Raw genomic sequence first — 20,180 nt, 5'->3', positions numbered from 1 at the left:
GGGTCTTGAGAGAGAGCTGACAGTCATGGGCCAGGTTTTGGACAACATCATCCAGTACGCGGACGAGATCCGCGCCGAGGGCGCCGAGGGCGACAAGCTCATGCGCCTGACGGACAACAACGCCAAGCGGCTGCGCGACGCCGGTGTCATCCGCATGCTGCAGCCGAAGGAGCACGGCGGCCTCGAGGTCCACCCGCGCGAGTTCGCCGAGACCGCGATGGCGATCGGCGCGATGGACGGCGCCACCGGTTGGGTCGCCGGCATCGTCGGCGTGCATCCGTGGGAACTCACGTTCTTCGATCCCAAGGCGCAGGACGAGATCTGGGGCGGGGATCCCGACATGTGGATGGCCTCCCCGTACGCCCCGATGGGCGTCGCGGTTCCGGTCGACGGCGGCTACGTCCTCAACGGCCGCTGGTCGTTCTCCTCCGGCACCGACCACTGCGGCTGGATCATGATCGGCGCCGCAGTGGGCGACAAGGACGGCAACCGGCTGAACCCGCCGCAGGTCCTGCATGTGCTGCTGCCGCGCTCGGACTACGACATCGACCAGGACAGCTGGAACGTCGTGGGCCTGCGCGGCACCGGCTCGAAGGACCTGATCGTCGAGGACGCCTTCATCCCTGCCTACCGCACCCTCGACGCCGACATCGTCCTCGGCGGCAACGGGTGGCGTCACGCGGGCCGGGACGAAACCCTCTACAAGTTCCCGTTCTCGTGCATCTTCCCGCTGGGCATCACCTCGTCGCTCATCGGCATGGCCGAGGGCGCGCTCGCGTGCTACATCGCGGCCCAGAAGGAGCGCGTCGCGGTCACCGGCGTCCCGATCAAGGAGGACCCGTACGTCCTCTACGCCCTGGGTGAGGCGGCCGCCGAGATTGCCGCGTCGCGCGCGGCGATCCTCGAGACCGTCGACCGTTTCTGGGACAAGACGGACAAGGGCCAGGAGGTCACGTTCGAGGAGCGCGCGATCGGCCGCCGCACCCAGACCGCCGCCGCGTGGCGGGCCGTGCGCGCCGTCGACGAGATCTTTGCCCGCTCCGGCGGCGGCGCGATGCACCTGAAGTTCCCGATGCAGCGCTTCTGGCGCGACGCGCACGTCGGCCTGTCGCACGCGATCCACGTCCCCGGCTCGATCTTCCACGCGTCTTCGCTGACCCAGCTCGGCGGCGAGCCGCAGGGCGTCCACCGCTCGATGATCTAGCCTGCCCCGCCGACCTTTTCAGGATGGAAGACAAATGACGGACATTCGAGCACTCGGATACCTCCGGATCCAGACCACCGACGTCGCGCGCTGGCGCGAACTCGTCGTCGACGGACTCGGCATGGCCGTGGGCTCCGGCCCGGAGCCGGACGGCCTCTACCTGCGGGTGGACGAGCGGCGCGCACGCCTGATCGTCCTGCCCGGCGAATCGGACAGGGCGCTCGCGGTCGGCTGGGAGGTGCGGGATCAGTTCGCACTCCAGCGTGTCCGGGAGACCGTGGAGAAGGCGGGTATCACCGTCGACGTCCTCTCGCAGGAGGAGTGCGACTACCGCGATGCCGAGCAGGTCATCGCGTTCGACGACCCGATCGGCACCCGCGTCGAGGTGTTCTTCGGTCCGGTGCTCGATCACAGCCCGGTGGTGACTCCGCACGGTGGCCGGTGGGTCACCGGCGAACAGGGGCTCGGCCATGTCGTGTTGCCCGCCACCGATTTCGATGCGGCGTACGCGTTCTACACCGAGGTGCTCGGTTTCCTGCCGCGTGGCGCGATCCGCCTCCAGGCACCCGGACCGGCGCGGCGCGTGCGCTTCCTCGGAGTGAACCAGCGCCACCACAGCCTGGCCCTGTGCCCGGCGCCGCCGACCGAGGAGCCCGGCCTCGTGCACCTGATGACGGAGGTCGACACCCTCGACGCCGTCGGGCAGGCGCTCGACCGTGTGCGCAAGCTCGGCTTCTCCATCTCCTCGACGCTGGGCCGGCACACGAACGACAAGATGGTGTCGTTCTACGTTCGCGCGCCGGGCGGGTGGGACCTCGAGTTCGGCACCGAGGGGATGCTCGTCGACGAAACCTATTACACGGCCGAGGAGATCACCGCCGACAGCTACTGGGGCCACGACTGGTCCGAGTCCGAGCCGTTGGCGGCGTTCAGCCCGAAGTCCTAGCTCGCAGAGGGAACACGACGAAGGCCCGGCCGGGGATCACCGGCCCAGCTTACGTGCTTCTCGCCCCGGGAGTCGTGCTCCGTGGTCCGCCGGCACGTGGATCAGGCGGGGCGCGGGCGGTCATGGCCGGTGGAGGAGAGAACCCCGGAGCGCACACTGAAGGGGGTGGATCGAAGGCTGGGCTCTGCGTCTCGCAGGTCGGACACGTCGAGGAGCGTGTTGTCTACTCACGTGGGGATCTGTGCGGGACAGCGTGCGAGATTCGGCGGCGGCCGGAGGTGGGCGATGAATCCGACGGTCCGAGCAGTCGATCTCGGTTACGCGGCGGGGTGGCGGGTGGTGCGCGCATTGCCGCAGCGGTGGGCGATGCGCATGTTCGAGGTCGCCGCCGACGGCGCGGCCCGCGGTTGTGGGCCGGTTCAGTTGCGGCGCAACCTGTCCGGGTGTTGTCCGCCACCGCCGCCCAGGCGCCCGACGAGCTGGTGCGCACGTACGTGGGGGCGCGGTTGAAGAGGGTGGCGATCGCGTTGTCCACGCCGCCGCCCTGGTGCGGCCAGTAGGCGGCGAAGATGTCGTAGGTCCAGCGGCTGAGCAACAGGGCGTCGGTGCCTTCGTAGGCGGCCCCGATCTGCTCGCCGGTGACCTCGTCGAGAAGGGGTGCCTGCCATCCGCCGAAGTCGAATCCTTCCGGGTCTTCGTCGGGGCCGCGGGTGCCTGTCCAACGAGGTCGAGGGTGGCGAACAGTTCAATATGGATCAGTCACATGCCGTAGCTCCCGGTCGAGTGGTGTGTCGCGGTCGTAGGGGTAGACCTGCTGGCGTCGGTAGACTCACCGCTGCCACGACATCGAGTTTCGTGGGTGTCGACCGGTCTCACGACAGCGACTCGCTCGTACGGAACCGTCCGTCACCCGAACGTGTTGGAATCCTGTCGGGGCAGAAGAGGATGGCGGCCCTCGTCCGACGCTTCGACCGCTGAATATTGTGGGGCATGAAAATTCCCATTTACGCAGCTATCTTCGCGAACCCCGTGGTGGGCGTGTTTTCGGTCGCCGGGACGGTGTCGGCGCCGCCCGGTACCGTGCCCGACCGTGGACACGGAGACGAAACCGGCCGACGACGCGCCGCTCGCGCTGCCTGGGACCCCGCCGGGGCCCGCACTGCCGGACCTCGCGCCCGATACGGCGGCGCGGATCGCGGAGTCGGTGGCGTCGGCGCGGGCCGCCGGCACCCGCCGCACCTACGCCTCCGCGTGGCGGGCCTTCACCACCTGGTGCGCGCGCGAAGGACACACCGCGCTGCCGGCGCATCCGGTCACCGTCGCCGCCTACCTCGTGGCGTGCGCCGACACCGTCACCGAGGCGGGGGAGCGGGCCTACGCCCCGGCCACCCTGGCGCACCGCCTCGCCGCCATCGCCCACCACCACCGCCAGACCGGACACCCCAGCCCCACCGTCGACGACCTGGTGAAAGCGACGATGTCCGGGATCCGCCGCGGCTACGCCACCGCCGGGGACCGGCCCCGTGCTCCGCGGGCGCCGCTGCTCACCGCCGACATCGGGGGCTCCCCCTTGAGTGTGGACATCCTGAACACTGGGTCGTGAGGATCCAGAGGAAGAGATGTCACTGATGGTGATGAAGGCATACTCGGCGGAGTTCAAGGCAGATGCCGTCGCGCTGTACCTGTCCGATCCGAGCCACACCTTCGAGGGCATCGGCAAGGACCTGGGGATCAGCCGGGAAACCCTGCGCAACTGGGTCCGCGCCGAACGCAAACGCCGCGGTGCGTCCGGGACCGTCGAGCGGGCCCGGAAGCCGGCGCCTGCTGGCGAGGTATCGTCCGAGTCCGTGCTGGAGGAGGAAAACAGGCAGCTCAAGGCCCAGATCCGGAAACTCGAGACCGAACGGGAGATCCTGCGCAAGGCCGCGAAGTATTTCGCGGGCGAGACGAACTGGTGAGCCGCTTTCAGTTCGTCGACGACCACCGCGACACCGTTTCGGTGAAGTGGCTGTGCCAGATCCTCGAGGTGTCCCGTTCCGGTTTCTACCGATGGCGGGCCGCAGCTGCGGCCCGCGCCGAACGCGCCCGCGCCGACGAGGAGTTGGCCGTGCGGATCCGTGGGATCCACGCCGACTCCGACGGCACCTACGGGTCCCCACGGGTGACCGCCGAGCTCCACGCGGACGGGGTGGTCGTCAATCACAAGCGGGTGGAACGGCTGATGCGCGAGCATGGGATCGTCGGCGTGCATCTACGCAAAACGGTGCGCACCACCGTCCCCGAGCCGTCCGCGACCCCGGTGCCGGACCTGATCCAGCGGGATTTCACCGCGAGCGCACCGAACACTCGGTACGTCGGCGACATCACGTATCTGCCGATCGGTGATGGTGACTTCCTTTATCTGGCAACGGTGTTGGATCTGCATTCGAAACGGCTGGCGGGGTGGTCGATCGCCGACCACATGCGTACCGGGCTGGTCACCGACGCACTGCGGGCCGCCGCTTCTGTGCGCGGTGCCGCCGGTCTCGACGGTGCTGTCTTTCACTCCGACAACGGCGCTCAGTACGCCTCGGCGGAGTTCGCCGACGTGTGCCGTGAGTTGGGTGTCACCAGATCGCGTGGTGCGGTCGGAACGAGCGCGGACAACGCCGCCGCCGAATCGTTCAACGCGACGTTGAAACGGGAGACACTCCAGGGCAGAAAGCGCTGGAACAATGCGGGTGACGCGCGGGCCGCGGTGTTCCGTTGGATCACGCGCTACAACACCAGAAGGAGGCACTCCACTCTCGGCCAGATCTGCCCGATCGAGCACGAACAGCGGTCGGCTACGCTGGCCACCGCCGCATAGGAACTGGTGTCCACACGCCGGGGGGAAGCCCCATCGTGGCGATCGTCGACAAGGCCCGGGCGAACTGCCAGGGCTGGGCGGACGAGGTGGTCGAACGCCGCGACACCGCGATCCTGCTGCTCGGATTCGCCGGGGCGTTCCGCCGCAGCGAACTCGTCGCCCTCACGTGCAGCGACGTCGCCCTGCACCGGCTCGACGGCCTGCACATCCGGCTGCGGAAGTCCAAGACCGATCAGGAGGGCCGCGGCGTCGTCCGGGCCCTGCCGTTCACCCACAGCCACACCAGTTGCCCGCCGTGCGCGTGGATGCGGTGGGCGCAGGTCGTCGCCGCGTACGACACCGGCGGCCGGCCCGCCGTGATCCGGCTGCTCCGCAACCCGGAGCCGTTCGCGGCGCACGTGTGCCGCGGCACCCGCCCCCGCGCCACCTCGGGTGCGCCGTTACTGCGCGCGATCCGCCGCAACGGCCACCTCTCCACCACCGCGTTGTCGGGGGCGGCGGTGCACCAGGCCATCCGCCGCCGCGCCGAACAGGCGGGCTACGACCCCGAGATCGTTGCCCAGCTCGGTGGGCACTCGCTGCGCGCCGGGTTCGTCACCCAGGCCTTCCGCAACGGCGCCTCCGCACACGCGATCATGCGCCAGACCGGGCACACCACCCCCGCCATGCTCGAGGGGGGCTCCCCCTTGAGTGTGGACATCCTGAACACTGGGTCGTGAGGATCCAGAGGAAGAGATGTCACTGATGGTGATGAAGGCATACTCGGCGGAGTTCAAGGCAGATGCCGTCGCGCTGTACCTGTCCGATCCGAGCCACACCTTCGAGGGCATCGGCAAGGACCTGGGGATCAGCCGGGAAACCCTGCGCAACTGGGTCCGCGCCGAACGCAAACGCCGCGGTGCGTCCGGGACCGTCGAGCGGGCCCGGAAGCCGGCGCCTGCTGGCGAGGTATCGTCCGAGTCCGTGCTGGAGGAGGAAAACAGGCAGCTCAAGGCCCAGATCCGGAAACTCGAGACCGAACGGGAGATCCTGCGCAAGGCCGCGAAGTATTTCGCGGGCGAGACGAACTGGTGAGCCGCTTTCAGTTCGTCGACGACCACCGCGACACCGTTTCGGTGAAGTGGCTGTGCCAGATCCTCGAGGTGTCCCGTTCCGGTTTCTACCGATGGCGGGCCGCAGCTGCGGCCCGCGCCGAACGCGCCCGCGCCGACGAGGAGTTGGCCGTGCGGATCCGTGGGATCCACGCCGACTCCGACGGCACCTACGGGTCCCCACGGGTGACCGCCGAGCTCCACGCGGACGGGGTGGTCGTCAATCACAAGCGGGTGGAACGGCTGATGCGCGAGCATGGGATCGTCGGCGTGCATCTACGCAAAACGGTGCGCACCACCGTCCCCGAGCCGTCCGCGACCCCGGTGCCGGACCTGATCCAGCGGGATTTCACCGCGAGCGCACCGAACACTCGGTACGTCGGCGACATCACGTATCTGCCGATCGGTGATGGTGACTTCCTTTATCTGGCAACGGTGTTGGATCTGCATTCGAAACGGCTGGCGGGGTGGTCGATCGCCGACCACATGCGTACCGGGCTGGTCACCGACGCACTGCGGGCCGCCGCTTCTGTGCGCGGTGCCGCCGGTCTCGACGGTGCTGTCTTTCACTCCGACAACGGCGCTCAGTACGCCTCGGCGGAGTTCGCCGACGTGTGCCGTGAGTTGGGTGTCACCAGATCGCGTGGTGCGGTCGGAACGAGCGCGGACAACGCCGCCGCCGAATCGTTCAACGCGACGTTGAAACGGGAGACACTCCAGGGCAGAAAGCGCTGGAACAATGCGGGTGACGCGCGGGCCGCGGTGTTCCGTTGGATCACGCGCTACAACACCAGAAGGAGGCACTCCACTCTCGGCCAGATCTGCCCGATCGAGCACGAACAGCGGTCGGCTACGCTGGCCACCGCCGCATAGGAACTGGTGTCCACACGCCGGGGGGAAGCCCCGAGGTCTACGCCCGCGAACACGCCCCCCTCTTGGGCAACGCTGTCATCGACTTGGGCTTGTAGCGCGATGAGCACCGCGAGGGAGTACAACGACACTCGTCAGGAGTCCCTGTCCGAGCCGGCAATACCCGCTCGGTACCGGCACGACTGGGCGCTGTTCGCCGACTGGTGCACCGCCACCGACCAGCACCCCATCCCCGCCAGTCCGGAGGCGCTCGCGCTGTTCCTCCACGAGCACCCGGCCGCGCCCACCACCCAGCGTCGCCGGGTGTCGGCGATCAACACCGTCCACACCCGCCACGGCCACCCGCCGCCCGGCCGCAGCGAGACCGTCCGCCGCCGCCTCGACACCGCCCGCGCCATCCGGCTCGACCGGCTCGCCCCGCTTCTACTGCACAAAGCCGCCGAGCTGCCGGTCATTGGCTGGCCCGGCGGGCTGTTCGGCCGCCGCGACGCCCTCCTGTTGACACTCGCGGCAACCGGGATGCCGTTCGCGCAGCTGGCCCGACTGCGCCGTGGCGACATCACCGTCGACGCCGGTGTCCTCGTCGCCACCACCGACGGCGGGGAACGATTCTGTCTGCCCCCGGAGTCCGGCACCGGTGAGAGTCCGGCGATGGCGGTGTATCGCAGGTGGGCGGAGATCCTGGCGTTCCTCGATCGGTACCCGAACACCGACCTTCTCGCCCAGCACCTGACCGAACCGATCGAGGTCGAGCACGGCGGGCTCACCGACCGGCAGGCCCGGCAACCCCTGCTGTCCACGATCGACCGCTGGGGCCATCTGCCACTGATGCCGCAACCGATGACCGCGCAGTCCATCGCCGCGCTGGTCCGCGACCACCTGGCCGGCCGGGCCCCGGCACCCCACTACCCCTACGCAAGCCGGGGGACCGGGACGATGACCCGCACGTCCGGCTTGACACCGAGGTCAATCTTGATCCGCACTACTACGAACGGGGTGTTGCCGCCCGCCGCCAGGCCCGCGACAGCCTGGACGGTCTCACCGATGTCTTCGACGAGATCGAAGCCCGCGCCGATGCGCTGCTCAAGGAACTGCTCACCGTGCTCGATGGGTTGTGATCGTCCGCTCGTCTCTGCCGACTCCCGCCCCGGTGGTCGGCAACCGGACATCCGGTCCGAGGGACCGACGCAGTCGTCGTCGCACATCCGCGAGCAACCTTGGTTCGCGGTCGAACCGGTCGAGTTTCCCTTCGTGCACGCCTACATTCTCCCAGATGGTGCCGTGTGGCACTGACCCAGTTGATTCGGTGAAAGGGACGGCATGCGCTCGCGCCCGGCGAAGCCCGAGGAAGTGACCGTCGGCCCCGCCGCCCTTGGCGCGCGGTTACGACACCAGCTCGATCTCTCCGGGCCGCCAGGCCTTGTCGAACCACGGCTCGAGCGGGCCGTAGAGGCGCAGGGCGACGAACCAGCCCTTGCCGGGGATGGTCTGGATCCAGTTCGCCTCCTGGCCGGCCGGGGCCTCGGGGCCGAAGTAGATGTCCACCGCCGCGTCGGGGTTGACCGCGATGTCGGGCTTCTGGCTGCTCAGGCTGGGGAACTGCTGGTCGGTCTGCAACATTGTTCGGGTCTGTGGGTCGTAGACGACGATCGACCAGAAGTCCTTGGCCGGGATCGGTCCCGGCAGGCGAAGCCGGTAACTCTTCCCGCCATTGAGGTATTGCCCGGCCCCATCGTGATAGGCCATGCCGTACTGCGAGCCGATGCCGACCATCTTCACCGCCATCGCCGGGCTGATGCCGAGCCCCATGTAGTAGAACAGCGCTCGCGCGTCGAGGTCGAGGACACCGCCCGGCGAGAACTGGTAGTCGTTGCCGATCCAGACAAGCTGCCAGGCGCTGTCCGGGTAGTGGTAGGCGTCCTGGTTCCGCGCGCTGAAGACGAGAGCCCGGGCGGTCGCGTTGCCGACGGCAGCGCCCTCGGCCAGGATGCTCCTCATCCGGTCGTCCGGCGCGAAGGGTGTGCCCTTCCGGATACCGATCGCGGCGAGCAGCCCGCGAACCTCCGGGTCGGTGGCTTCGAGGGGCTCCTCCTGAACGACTGGCACGACCTCGTCGAAGAACGTCACGTCGTTGGCGTGGATGGTGTTGAACAAGGCCCCGGAGATGTTGACGAAGCTCGTTGCGGGCGGATCCGCCGCCTCGGCCAGCGGATAGATGCGGAGTTGACTCTTGACGCTGTCCGCCGCCGCTCGCACGTCGCCGCCGCCGACAATGAACGCGCGGACACCGAGCAGGTTGCCGTAGGTACGGGAACGCAGGACGAAGTAGCCCGCCGGCACGTCGCCGGAGTAGTCCGGGGGGAGGAGCAGGTACTTGCCGCCCTGGCCTCGGTCCGGACCGGCGTTGCCCACATCACCGACGTAGCGCTGCCAGAAGTCGTCGATCATGCCGAGCGCCCGCGGCGGCACCTCGATCACCAGCGGGCCTGCCTTCGTGTCGAGCCAGCCGATGGTGTAGATGGTTTCCGTGTTGGCGGTGAGGAGCAGCGTGTGCGAGTCCATCAGCGACTCGGTGATCAGCATCGTCTGGTTGTCGGGGCCGAAGGTGCGGATGCCCGCGCGCGTCGCGGAGAGTGACGCCGCCGGAAGGGCCGTGAGGAACGCCTGCACGGCGCGTTGGAAGTCAAGGTTGTCGTAGACCGTCTGCACGGTCGCCTCGTCGGGCAGGCCGTCGAAGAACCGCAACGTACCTAGTCGGGTCTCGACACTGTTCGGTGTGGTGATGGACGGGGGGATGTCGGTGACCATTTTGTATGTGCTCATCAGGTGCCTCCGATTGAGATCTTCGCTTCAGCTTGCCGGTGTTTTGGTCGCCATCGGTTTCTTTGGTGAGCTGCAACTTTCTTGCCCCGCGTTCGGTCCCAAGCCGAATATTCGAGCTGTTCCGGGCAGCTCGCGTCAGATTTCTTTGCGCTCTGTCTTACTACATCATCTCGATCTCGCCCGGTCGCCAGGTCTGGTCGAACCACGGTTCGAGCGGGCCGTAGATCCGCAGGATGATCCACCAGCCCTTGCCTGGGATGGTCTGGATCCAGTTCGGCTCCTTGCCGCCGGCCGGTGGCTCGGGGCCGAAGGAGATGTCGACCGAGCCGTCGGGATTGACGGCGATGTCTGGCTTCTGGCTGCTCAGACTGGGGAACTGCTGGTCGGTCTGCAACAGCGAGCGCGTCTGCGGGTCATAGACGATCGCCGACCAGAAGTCCTTGGCCGGGACGTCCGGCGGCAGGTGAAGACGGTAGGCTTTACCGCCGTCAAGGTAGTGGCCAGCACCGTCGCGACAGCTCCATGCGTACTGGGAGCCGATGCCGACCATCTTGATCGTCATCGAGGGACTGATCCCCCAGCCGAGGTAGAAGAGATACGTCCGCGCGTCGATATCCAGCACGCCACCCGGCGAGAACTCGTAGTCGCCGATCCAGCCGATCTGCCAAGCGCTGTTCGGATAGTAGTAGCCCTCCTCATTCCGCGTGCTGAAAGCCAGCGTGCGGGCGGTGGCGTTGCCGACGGACGCGGCCTCGGTCAGGATCCGCCGCATGCGCGGGTCGGGCGCGAATGGCTGATCCTTGCGGATGCCGATGGCCGCGAGCAGCCCACGCGTCTCGGGGTCGATCGCGTCCAACGGCTCTTCGTGAACAACCTCAGCGAGCGCCTCGTAGAAGGATGCGTCGGTGGGGTGGATGACGGTGAATGCCTCACCGGAGATGTTGACGAAGGTCGTTGCGGGCGGTTCTGCCGCTTCGGCCAGCGGGTAGGCGCGGTAGTGTCGTTTCGTGTTCTCGACTGCGGGCCGCAGGTCACCGTCGACGATGAAGCCGCGAAAGGTCAGCAGATTGCCGTAGGTGCGAGAGCGCAGGACGAAGTAGCCCTCGGGAATGTCGCCGGTGTAGTCCGGGGGCAGCAGCAGGTAATTCCCGCCTTGGCCCTTGTCGGGACCGGCGTTGCCGATATCGACGACGAAGCGGCCCCAGAAGTCGTTGACAAAGCCGAGTACGCGCGGCGGCACCTCGATCACCAGCGGGCCTCCGTGCGTGTCGAGCCAGCCTAAGTTGTAGATCGTCTCCGTGTTCGCCCCATGCAGCAATGTGCGGGAATCCAGCAGCGTCTCGGCGATGAGTACCGTTCGGTTGTCGGGGCCGAACGTCCGGAAGCCCGCGCGCAACGCGTGGTGTGGCGCGCACGGCATGGCCAGGAGGAACGCTTGCACCGCGCGCTGGAAGTCAAGGTTGTCGTAGACCGTCTGCACGGTCGCCTCGTCGGGCAGGCCGTCGAAGAAGCGCAGCGTTCCCAGACGCGTTTCCACCGCGTCGGGGGTCGTGATGGATGCCGGGATTTCAGTGGCCATCTTCGGCCGGGCGTGCACTGACATCGGGATCCTCCTCTGGTATCCGTGTCGTGGCCGGCGGCTCCTCGATGGCTCGTCCCGTGCGCCCGCCGCCCGGCATGTCGTAGGTACCGTCGAGCATGTCGAATCTGGGGGCGCGTCCGGTTGCAGAGCTGACCGGGTCGGTTGGCTTCTCGTGCTGTGTAGAAGACCAGCTGGTCGTCTATGACGAGGAGATTGCCTTATTGAATTCTAGACGTCGATCGTGTTCGGGGCGGGCGCTTTGTTGACGAACTGGCGCGGGGCGCATCTTCGTCAAGCGTGATGGCGCCGCTCGACACGGTCTCGGGATCACGGGAGAGGTGATCGCCCTACTTCCCACCGAGGAAGCCGACGTGTTGACTTGTGCCATGGATGCGCAAATGTGGTTCGACACCGCGACCACGGGTTCTGCAGTCCGAGTTCGCCGAACGGGTCTGTTTGGGACGTGTTTGAGTAGCGCGGTTCTGGTGATCGGGTAGCGGTCGGACGGGTACCGGATAGCGGTGCCTGCCCGTCCGACCGCTGGGTCGCTACGGTGTCGCCGTGGCGAGGTGTCGTCTCGTATTGGGTCCGTCGAGGGCGACGATCTCGGCACCGGCGACGATCCGGTTGAGGATCGATTCGGCAATGACCGCGTCCTGGAGTGACTTGTACCAGTCAGGCGGATCGAACTGGGAGGTCACCAGAGTGGAGCCGCGGCCTTCCCGGGCGGCCAGGATGTTGAGCAGTTCGGCCGCGGTGTGCGGGGCCACCGGGGTGGTCAGGAAGTCGTCGAGGACCAGCAGGTCGCAGTTGTGCAGGTCGGTGAGGAAGTCCAGCCGTCGCTGCGAGGTCGGTTCCAGCACGGCGAGGCGGTTGGCCAGGTCGTCGAGTCGGAAGAATCTCGCGGTGTAGTACTTTCGGCACGCAGCGTTGAGCAGCGCCTGGGCGAGGTAGGTCTTGCCCACGCTGGACTGGCCGAGGACGACTAGTGCCGCACCCGTGAACCTTTGCCCCGTTGCGGTCGACACGCCGACCGGTTGCGGTGCGTCGGCCACGGCATCGGTCAGCCTGGAGAGGTGGCAGAACGAGTACGAGTGCGAGAACTCGACGACGACGAAGGCAAGAGGCTGGTGCGGATCATCCGGCGCGGCAGCGGGTCGGTGGTGACCTGGCGCCGCGCCCAGATGATCCTGCTCTCCGCCCAAGGCATGCCGGTGCCGAAGATCGCCGAGGTGAGCTTCACCAGCGCCGATCGCGTGCGCGACGTGATCCACAACTTCAACACCGACGGGTTCGACTCGCTGTATCCGAAATACGCCGGCGGCCGGCCGAAGAAATTCACCCTCCCCGAACGCCGGGAGATCAAGAAGATCGCCAAGTCCACCCCCGTCGAGCACGATCTGCCGTTCTCGACCTGGAGCCTGACCAAACTCGCCGAGTTCCTGGTCGCCGAGGGGGTGGTCGACGACATCAGCCACGAAACTCTGCGCGTGCTGCTCCGCGAGGAGGGTGTCTCCTTTCAAAAGTGAAAACCTTCAAACGGTCCAAGGACCCGGACTACGCCGTCAAGAAGGCCCGCGTCGAGCTTCTGTACGCGATCGCCGACGGTGAGGTTGTGCCCGATCCTGATGAGCCGCAAGTGATTTTCTGTCTCGACGAGTTCGGGCCCTTGAACTTGCAGCCGCATCCAGGTCGGCAGTGGGCCGAGCGTGGCGGCAAGCACAAGGATCCGGACCGGGAGCCGCGACGTCGCCGGCGGGCGACCTATACCCGCCCGCACGGGGTGCGGCATCTGTTCGCCGCCTACGACCTGGGCCGCGATCGGCTCTACGGGCACGTCAAGACGACGAAGAACCGCACGAAGTTCCTCGAGTTCTGCCGGTACCTGCGCAGCTTGTATCCAGCCGATGTCCGTGTTGCGATCGTGTGTGACAACTTCTCCCCGCATCTGACGACGAAGAAGTGTCGGCGGGTCGCCGAGTGGGCTGAGGCGAACAACGTCGAGATCGTATACACGCCGACGAACAGTTCGTGGCTCAACCGGATCGAGGCGCAGTTCACCGCGTTGCGGTACTTCGCGCTCGACGGCACCGACCACGGCAGTCACCGCGAGCAGGCGTCGATGATTCGCCGCTACATCATCTGGCGCAACAAGCACGCCGAGGATCGGCAGCTACGCCACATCGTAGACAGGGCAAACGTTGCGTGATGCAGCACTAGTAGCGTGTCGCTGCTTAATTCTGTCCTGTTTCGTTAGGGTTGGGGCGGCAGACTTCCCCTTCCCCTCTGCCGGTCAGGACTGTTGTCATGCCTTCACAGAAGAAGCGTCCGGTGACGTTGAGCTCGGCTGATCGTGAGTTCTTGGAACGATTGACCACCACCGGGGTGCATCCGGCCTCGATGATCCGACGGGCCCGGGTGTTGCTGGCGCTGGACACCTCGGCCGGGGTGGTGGATGAGAGGAAGGTGATCGCAGCCCGGTTGGGAGTCTCGGGTGAGACGGTGCGACTGGTGGCCAAGCGGTTCGCTGAGACCGGTCGGGACGTGGAGGCCACGATCGGGCGCAAACAGCGTGACCTCCCGCCGGTGCCGTCGCAGATCACCGGCGAGATCGAGGCCAGGTTGATTGCGTTGGCCTGCTCGAAGCCGCCCGAGGGTCATGCCCGGTGGTCGCTGCGACTGCTGGAGAAGCACGTCGCCCTGGTCGAGGGCATCCCCGACCTGGACCACTCGACCATCGGCCGGATCTTAAAAAAACGAAACTTCGTCCTCACCTGAAGAAGTGTTGGACCATCCCACCAAAAGCGAACGCGGAGTTCGCCGCTCGGATGGAGGATGTCCTGTCGGTCTACGCCCGCCCCCACGACCCCTCTCACCCGGTGGTGTGTATGGACGAGAAGCCCTACCAGCTCCTCGCTCACGTGCGTGAGCCGATCCCGGCAGGCCCGGGGCGCGATCTGAAGGAGGACTCCGAGTATGTGCGGCACGGGACCTGTTCGATCTTCTGCTGGGTCGAGCCTCTGGCCGGCTGGCGGCGTGTCGATGCCCAGCCCCGGCGCACCAAGGTCGACTGGGCTCGGCAGGTCAAAGAGCTATTGTGCGTGGACTACCCGGACGCGGAGACGGTGGTGCTGGTGATGGACAATCTCAATACTCACGGCATCGGATCGCTCTACGAGGCCTTCGAGCCGGCCGAGGCGTTCGCGCTCGCACAGCGGCTCGAGATCCACCACACCCCCAAACACGGCTCGTGGCTCAACATCGCCGAGATCGAGCTCTCGGTGCTGACCCGCCAGTGCCTGGACCGGCGCATCGAGGACCTCGAGACACTGGGCGCCGAACTCGCTGCCTGGCAACGGCAGACCAATGCCGATCAACGCCAGGTCCAGTGGCACTTCACCACCGACGACGCCCGCATCAAACTCCGCCACCTATATCCCAAGACTTAGCGGCGACAGTCTACTAGATTGCGGGTCGAGTCGATCCATTGACAGCTGGAAAGTCGTGCGATCAGCTCGCGGTTGATGTTGCGGTCAGGCAGGTAGCGGATCTCTTCTACGCAGGCATCGGGGTTTGGCGATCTGGAGGCCTTGAGTAGTTTCTGGGTCCGGCGTTCCTGCCTGGCCGTGATCTCTTTGTCCAGGGCGTGGAATATTTTCTGGGAGAAGGTCCACTCGTCGCAGGCGGGGTCGTTGGCAAGGTCGATGACGGTCTGTCCGAACGCGGTCATCCGCAGCTGGGTGAACAGCGGCATGTCGGCGTCGGTGAGGTGGCGATCGATCACTGCAGTTCCTCGCGGCTCGAGGTGCCGATGCTCGGGCGCCCGGTCAGGGCGGCGAGGCTGAACTGCTCGGGCCCGGCCAGATGCGCCCCGGTTGTGTCTCGCCGCCCTGGCGGCGGCTCCAGCGGTATCGTGGTCGCCGGCGCCGCGGTCGTGGTGGTGGGCCGGGCGGCGGCTTGGGCCCGCAGAACCGCGAGGTGCTGTTTGACCGCGGTGTAGCTGATCGCCCGGCGTGAGGTCTCGGAGATCAGCTGCCCGCAGGCGCGTTCGAGCAACTGCTTGTTCTCGCCCCGTGCCAGGGCGAGGATGTTCTGGCACGACCGGTAGCCTTGAGCTTCGATGCGCTGGCGATCGAGCACCTCACCGATCGCGGCGACGGTGTTCGGGACCTTATGGGCCTGGCGCACGAAGTAGGCCCGCGACCACAGGTCCGCGGACTGCAGGTGCTGGGCGGGCACATGGTCCGGATCAGTCACGAATGAGTGCCGCCGCCCGGAGACTGTGTGGCAGGCGATGACCTCGCCGCCGCACATGATCGTCAGGGTCTGGCCGGTGATCTTCACATCGACGTGCTGGCCGACTAAGGTGTGGGGCACCGAGTACTTCACCGTGGCGATCTCCACGTGATAGTCGCGATTGACTTTGGACTTCTTCCACGTCACCGGCTGCCACCGCACGTGGGGCAGGGCGATCAGTTCTGATTTCTCGTGCTCGGCGAACAACTCCCGGCGGCTGGCCCTCCGGCCGCGGAACGGGATCCGGTCGTTGATCGCATCGACCTCGAGGGCGATCGCCTCGCTCAGGTCGTCGAGGCTGGCGAAGCGACGGTCGGCGAGTCGGCCGATTACCCAGTTCGTCACGACCTTCACCCCGGATTCGACATGACCCTTGTCCGTCGGGCGCACCGGCCTGGTCGGCACCGCGGCAGTGCGGTGGTACTCGAGGAAATCCCGGTACTCGCGGTTGACCTCGCGGGCCCGGTCGCCACGGGCGATCTGGTTCGACGCCGTGGAGGCGTTGTCCGGGATGACCACCTGGGTCACGCCGCCGAAGTACTCGAAGGCCTGAAGGTGGGCATCGAGCCAGTTCGGCATCTTTTCGTCCAGGCATCCGCAGGCGAAGACCATCCCCGAGTACGGCAGGGACGCCACGAATACCGACACCCGGGTTCGGCTGCCGGTGACGGGGTCGAAGATCGCCATCGCTGTGCCTGCCCAGTCGACCTGCATCGTGTGCCCGGGCACGTGGGCGATCCGCATCGTGAGCTCGTTGACCTCGACGTACTCGCCGATGATCTGGCAGAACCGCTGGTAGCTGTAGTGCCGTTGGCCCGGCGCGCCGTCGGTATCGAGGTAGTTCGCCCACAACACTCGCAGCGGCAGTTTCTTCTTACCCGAGCGCTTCTTGACCATCGCGGCGACATCGAAGGCGACGAACTCGCCCGAGGGCGTCTTTCGTCCATCGGCGAACAACCCGTCGATCTCCTCGGTGCTCAGGGCCTCGACCTGGCTCGTGGCGGTCAACCCCTGGTCGTGGCAGACCTTCTTCGCTTTGGCGATCGTGCGGTGAGAGCACCCCGCGATCGCCTCGATGTCCCGGTAGGACCTGTCCTGCAGCAGTAGCGACATCACCACTCGGTAATCAGTCACCCGTGCCTCCTGTTCGGCTTTACGCGCAGCCGATTGCCACGCGCAAAACCGAAACGAACACACAGGCACCGGCACCGCTACCCGAAGCTCATACTCGCGCTATCCGATCGGCAGAACCCTGCTATCCGAAGCACGTCCCTAACACCGACGGCCCTGACGCGGTTCTGCCGGGCCCAAGGTCCGTCGCGATGTCTGTCGACAGGCATAGGAGCAGCTCGCGTTCGTAGGATGTTTCCGGCAGGAACCGCGCGGTTGGGCGGTGAATCACACGCCGGCTGCCGACCGGAACGCATTGCTTCCCAGCGTGATTGATGGATAACCGGAATTATCAATCATGGACAATCATGAGTGCACCGGCGACACCTCTCCCTCGGGTCCTGATCGATGCTGCTTCACGAACCAGGCCGCGGGCGCCGCATCTGCGGTATCGAACATCAACGGTCCTTCTGGTCGCGACCGCGAACACGAACTCGGGGCCTGACAGAACGAGCGGCAGCGTCGCGCGGGCGTGATGGTTCGACTCCCGGGGTCACCGGTAGCGGACAGGGGCGGGCAGGGAACCTCGCAACGCCGGTGTCTGTTCGGTAGGGTTTGGGACGTCACCGTCATCCCCCTGCACGGTGACACGAGGCCCCGCCGGAGTTGCCCCCCAAACTCTCTCCGGCGGGGTTTCTCGGTTCGATTTCGGGCCGCTCTCGACCGAGCGTGCGACACTGCAGGGCGGCCAGTTCGGACTGCGCCTTGCAGGGGTTGCACAGTACGAGCCGGCCCTTCTCGTCTTCCGCGCCCGGCCTCCAGTCGGTGCATCCGGTGACGGAACTGCATCATCCACGTACCAGGGAGGGTGGCGGTGTCCCGACGGGATGAATCGAACGGGCTGGCGGAGAGGTGCATGCACTGCATGCACGCCATGCATGCAGCCTTGCGTCGCGGCGGGCCGGGCCTTCGGTTCGGCACCGCCGCCGCGGGTCTGCGCACTCGGTACGCGCTTTCTCCGCTTGGTCGAGGTATTCGGCCCAGTCCGCAGCACAGCCGCGTTCGTACTCGCTCGGAACCCTGCTGGGCGTGCTTGTTCAGCATGTTCGACCGTGCTCACGGGCGGTACCCTGGGGTAAGTCCCAGGGGGTGGTGGGAATCGGGTGAGGGCTTCCGGGCATGCTCGGCGGTGTCCCGTTCGACGCTGAGCTCGAGACCGGAAAGTCCAGACGCCGCATCGCTTCGGCGACCATCACCCGGACCGCTCGGCCGTTGAAGTCCTCGAACGGATGCGCGGGCAGCGCCTGAGCTTCCAGGTAGGCGAGGGCCTCGAGTTGACGCTCGACGTCGCCGGCGCAGTAGTCGAGCCGGCCGGTGAAGCTGTGAAACATCTCCCGCATCTCCCGGTCCATATGAATGTGTTCCGGCGATAGTGGTCTCCCACCCGGACCGGCTTCCTGCTCCACCTGTCGGCGATGTCGGGCGTCACGTCGATCAGGATCCGGCGATGGAACTCGCGGAGCAGGTCCACGTCCATTGCCTCGTCGGTGACGTGACCGGAGGCCAGCTCGTCGAGCAGCAAGCGTAGCGGCTCGGCGATCAGATCGGCGACCTGGTGGTGGGTTTTGGTCCCGAAAACCGTCTCGAACTGGCGGGGGTTGCCGGTATCGACCGGCTCCGCCGGCTCACCCGCCGGTCGCCGCTGCTGCGCGGATCCGTGCGTGCACGATCAGTGCGAGCCCAGCACTACCCGCTGGCGCTGCCGTGCCTGCTCGATCCACCGGTCGGAGACCGGCTCACCTTCCATCGCCATGCTGTGGATCACGTGATCGACCACGGCGGCGCGCCGCCGATAGACCTTTTCGTTCTCCGGTAGAGCACGCCACCGGGCGACCAGTGCCCGAACGTCGTGCGTGGTCACGGCGCGTTCCCTTCCGTCTCGATCCGGTCCGTTTGTACCTCCTGGCAGCCGGCGACGACAGCGAGCAATCGAGACGACACCGAGTACTCGACGAGCCCCTCCCTGCACAGGGCGGACAGCCGAACACGCAGTGTCCAGGCGTCGCCGTGCCGCTGGCGACCGTACCCGTGGAACCCGGTACGGGCGGCGCGCCGATGAAGTTGCCCCCACATCGCCCCGGGCTTTGCTGGCCTACGACGTGTGCGCACCGCGGCGCTGCCTGCCCCCTGGTGTAGGCACAGCTGGACGACGAGACGGCGGATGTGCCTGACGCGCCCACCGAGACAGGGAGATCGAATGGTGTGCTTCTCACCTTCAATGCGCTGGGGATCCTGGCCGCGCTCTTCTGTGCGCACAGGTCGTTTCGCCGTTGCGGCCGCCCGGTTCGGGTGGTGACAGCCGGTGTCGGAGGGGCTTCTGGTTCTTCTACTGATCGTGGTTTCGGCGGTCGCTGCGGCCACCCCCCGACCCTCGAGTACCCGGCAGCGAAACGGGGTCGCGAATGGGCGTATAAGTACAGTTCAGATGGCATTTTGCTGCGCACCGATCGGGGAAGATAGATCTTGAAACTCTCCCGGTCCGACCTGTAGCGGTTCGGCCGTGCCGCCCGACAGTGCCGGCTCGGGTTCGCCGTACTTCCCACTCGAGGGCGCCCCTCGAAGTGACTTCGGCATGTCGGCGGCGAGCGGGCCCAGCCCAACCATCACTTGCAAGGAATCAATCGAATGTCGGTGCAGACCAATGTAATTCTGGTCCAGGCTGTACTCGGCGCGGTGCTGATCACCGTCTTTATGATTCCGTTCCAGGCCTCGACACCGTTCGCGCTCTACCGTCCGATGGTCATTTTGCCAGTCCTGCTGTACTTCGCATTGCAGGCTCCACCGCACGCCCTGTTGGGGATGTTCCTCGGCTTCACGTGCGGCGTTGCCGGGGGCGAAGCGTTCCTCGTCGTGAAGAACGCTCTGCCCGGCGTACCGCTCGGACTCGTGATGGGCATCGGAGTGGCGTGTGGTCTTCCTCGTCCTCGCAATGCACCCACTCGCATAGGGGGGCCGCACCCGCCCGGCATGGTCCCCGCCGTGCTGCTCGGCGTCGTGGAGACGCAGCTCGTGACGAACCTGTCGGTTCTGCTGCCCGACGGTGCGCCCGTGCCGAACCTGCCGTGGCTCGTCGTGATCTTCGGTTACGGCTGCGTCATGACCCTGATCCTCGTCCTCGTGCAGGACAAGATCATCGGGGCCCTGCTCGGTGCGCAGTGGCGTTCCGCGCCCACCGACGAGGCGCCGAGCTCCCAGGTCCCGCCCACCCCGCCGGTGCGTCCGTCCCCCCGGCCGACGGCCTGATCCGCCGCGGTTGAGCCGTGTCCGAACGGCATCGGCCGTCGGCTCCGGTGGATCGGGCCGGCCTGCCGGCGCAGCAAGTCGACGGTGGACCGACTGTCATGGAATGT

At 66.8% G+C, this 20,180-nt stretch carries 14 protein-coding genes and 5 pseudogenes; 11 read left to right on the top strand and 8 right to left on the bottom strand.

Annotated features, from left to right (window positions below):
* Positions 1–25 precede the first annotated feature (25 nt).
* Both HFP48_RS22705 and bphC read left to right on the top strand, forming a co-directional pair.
* On the top strand, positions 26–1,204 hold the full coding sequence (locus HFP48_RS22705; RefSeq protein WP_050035880.1) for an acyl-CoA dehydrogenase family protein: 1,179 nt from the start codon (positions 26–28) through the stop codon (positions 1,202–1,204).
* Positions 1,205–1,238: 34 nt separating this feature from the next.
* Positions 1,239–2,150 (top strand): biphenyl-2,3-diol 1,2-dioxygenase, encoded by a 912-nt coding sequence (bphC, locus tag HFP48_RS22700; RefSeq protein WP_010593428.1) that lies wholly within the window; start codon positions 1,239–1,241, stop codon positions 2,148–2,150.
* Positions 2,151–2,637: 487 nt separating this feature from the next.
* On the opposite strand, the pseudogene HFP48_RS31715 reads toward bphC, so the two are convergent.
* A pseudogene (locus HFP48_RS31715) lies at positions 2,638–2,909 on the bottom strand (deaminase); the annotation flags it as partial.
* Between the two features lie 331 nt (positions 2,910–3,240).
* On the opposite strand from HFP48_RS31715, the pseudogene HFP48_RS22685 reads away from it, so the two are divergent.
* The 5 genes and pseudogenes from HFP48_RS22685 to HFP48_RS22665 form a co-directional block, all read left to right on the top strand.
* Positions 3,241–3,708, top strand: a pseudogene (locus HFP48_RS22685) (integrase); the annotation flags it as partial.
* A gap of 70 nt (positions 3,709–3,778) precedes the next feature.
* Positions 3,779–4,998, top strand: a protein-coding gene (locus HFP48_RS22680) for an IS3 family transposase (RefSeq protein ID WP_168580637.1) whose coding sequence is annotated in 2 segments (ribosomal slippage) — positions 3,779–4,088 and positions 4,088–4,998 — 1,221 coding nt in all. Because the reading frame shifts where the segments join, the coding sequence is not laid out codon by codon here.
* 32 nt (positions 4,999–5,030) lie between these two features.
* Positions 5,031–5,717: pseudogene (locus tag HFP48_RS22675) on the top strand (site-specific integrase); the annotation flags it as partial.
* Positions 5,718–5,742: 25 nt separating this feature from the next.
* Positions 5,743–6,962 (top strand): IS3 family transposase gene (locus tag HFP48_RS22670; protein ID WP_168580637.1). Its coding sequence is split into 2 segments (ribosomal slippage): positions 5,743–6,052 and positions 6,052–6,962, totalling 1,221 coding nucleotides; the frame shifts between segments, so codons are not numbered across the junction.
* A gap of 99 nt (positions 6,963–7,061) precedes the next feature.
* Positions 7,062–8,077: pseudogene (locus HFP48_RS22665) on the top strand (hypothetical protein).
* Between the two features lie 265 nt (positions 8,078–8,342).
* On the opposite strand, the gene HFP48_RS22660 reads toward HFP48_RS22665, so the two are convergent.
* From HFP48_RS22660 to HFP48_RS22650, 3 genes are all read right to left on the bottom strand, one after another.
* Positions 8,343–9,782, bottom strand: a complete 1,440-nt coding sequence (locus HFP48_RS22660; RefSeq protein WP_144415050.1) for a DUF1254 domain-containing protein — start codon at positions 9,780–9,782, stop codon at positions 8,343–8,345.
* Between the two features lie 160 nt (positions 9,783–9,942).
* Positions 9,943–11,385, bottom strand: coding sequence for a DUF1254 domain-containing protein (locus HFP48_RS22655; protein ID WP_168580092.1), 1,443 nt, complete (start codon positions 11,383–11,385; stop codon positions 9,943–9,945).
* A 527-nt stretch (positions 11,386–11,912) separates the two neighbouring features.
* On the bottom strand, positions 11,913–12,392 hold the full coding sequence (locus HFP48_RS22650) for an ATP-binding protein (RefSeq protein WP_241010907.1): 480 nt from the start codon (positions 12,390–12,392) through the stop codon (positions 11,913–11,915).
* Between the two features lie 48 nt (positions 12,393–12,440).
* Between HFP48_RS22650 and HFP48_RS32185 the strand changes: the two are divergent.
* The 3 genes and pseudogenes from HFP48_RS32185 (at position 12,441) to HFP48_RS22640 (ending at position 14,813) form a co-directional block, all read left to right on the top strand.
* Positions 12,441–13,573: pseudogene (locus HFP48_RS32185) on the top strand (IS630 family transposase).
* 98 nt (positions 13,574–13,671) lie between these two features.
* Complete coding sequence (locus HFP48_RS31305) at positions 13,672–14,142, top strand: helix-turn-helix domain-containing protein (RefSeq protein WP_246872461.1); 471 nt, start codon at positions 13,672–13,674, stop codon at positions 14,140–14,142.
* Positions 14,031–14,813, top strand: coding sequence for an IS630 family transposase (locus HFP48_RS22640; RefSeq protein WP_210432779.1), 783 nt, complete (start codon positions 14,031–14,033; stop codon positions 14,811–14,813). The genes HFP48_RS31305 and HFP48_RS22640 overlap by 112 nt, the downstream gene beginning before the upstream one ends.
* Here the strand turns inward: HFP48_RS22640 and HFP48_RS22635 are convergent.
* The 4 genes from HFP48_RS22635 to HFP48_RS22620 all read right to left on the bottom strand — a co-directional run bounded on the left by HFP48_RS22635 (position 14,810) and on the right by HFP48_RS22620 (position 18,691).
* Positions 14,810–15,148, bottom strand: a complete 339-nt coding sequence (locus HFP48_RS22635; RefSeq protein ID WP_246872460.1) for an ATP-binding protein — start codon at positions 15,146–15,148, stop codon at positions 14,810–14,812. The two genes, HFP48_RS22640 and HFP48_RS22635, sit on opposite strands and share 4 nt — an antisense overlap.
* A complete protein-coding gene (gene istA / locus HFP48_RS22630; protein ID WP_246872459.1) occupies positions 15,145–16,794 on the bottom strand; it encodes an IS21 family transposase in 1,650 nt (549 codons plus the stop codon). Before istA ends, HFP48_RS22635 begins: the two co-directional genes overlap by 4 nt.
* A gap of 1,073 nt (positions 16,795–17,867) precedes the next feature.
* Positions 17,868–18,182 carry a hypothetical protein gene (locus tag HFP48_RS31700; RefSeq protein ID WP_239010552.1) on the bottom strand — a complete coding sequence of 105 codons (315 nt, stop codon included), beginning with the start codon at positions 18,180–18,182 and terminating at the stop codon, positions 17,868–17,870.
* A gap of 317 nt (positions 18,183–18,499) precedes the next feature.
* The gene (locus tag HFP48_RS22620; protein ID WP_050035875.1) at positions 18,500–18,691 is read right to left on the bottom strand and encodes a hypothetical protein; all 192 of its coding nucleotides are present in this window, start codon (positions 18,689–18,691) and stop codon (positions 18,500–18,502) included.
* Between the two features lie 764 nt (positions 18,692–19,455).
* On the opposite strand from HFP48_RS22620, the gene HFP48_RS22615 reads away from it, so the two are divergent.
* Positions 19,456–20,073: a hypothetical protein gene (locus tag HFP48_RS22615; RefSeq protein ID WP_168580091.1), complete on the top strand. Its 618-nt coding sequence runs from the start codon at positions 19,456–19,458 to the stop codon at positions 20,071–20,073.
* Positions 20,074–20,180: the final 107 nt, after the last annotated feature.

Origin of the sequence: Rhodococcus sp. DMU1 (assembly GCF_012272955.1) — a bacterium.
GTDB classification, from domain to species: domain Bacteria; phylum Actinomycetota; class Actinomycetes; order Mycobacteriales; family Mycobacteriaceae; genus Rhodococcus; species Rhodococcus aetherivorans.
This window is presented reverse-complemented; position numbering and strand designations above follow the sequence as displayed.

What these genes read in the sequence shown, in the direction of transcription:
- HFP48_RS22705 (WP_050035880.1), top strand. Translation starts at nt 26, where the DNA reads ATGGGCCAGGTTTTGGACAACATCATCCAGTACGCGGACGAGATCCGC.
- bphC (WP_010593428.1), top strand. Translation starts at nt 1,239, where the DNA reads ATGACGGACATTCGAGCACTCGGATACCTCCGGATCCAGACCACCGAC.
- HFP48_RS22660 (WP_144415050.1), bottom strand. Translation starts at nt 9,782, where the DNA reads ATGAGCACATACAAAATGGTCACCGACATCCCCCCGTCCATCACCACA.
- HFP48_RS22655 (WP_168580092.1), bottom strand. Translation starts at nt 11,385, where the DNA reads ATGTCAGTGCACGCCCGGCCGAAGATGGCCACTGAAATCCCGGCATCC.
- HFP48_RS31305 (WP_246872461.1), top strand. Translation starts at nt 13,672, where the DNA reads ATGCCTTCACAGAAGAAGCGTCCGGTGACGTTGAGCTCGGCTGATCGT.
- HFP48_RS31700 (WP_239010552.1), bottom strand. Translation starts at nt 18,182, where the DNA reads ATGGACCGGGAGATGCGGGAGATGTTTCACAGCTTCACCGGCCGGCTC.
- HFP48_RS22615 (WP_168580091.1), top strand. Translation starts at nt 19,456, where the DNA reads ATGTCGGTGCAGACCAATGTAATTCTGGTCCAGGCTGTACTCGGCGCG.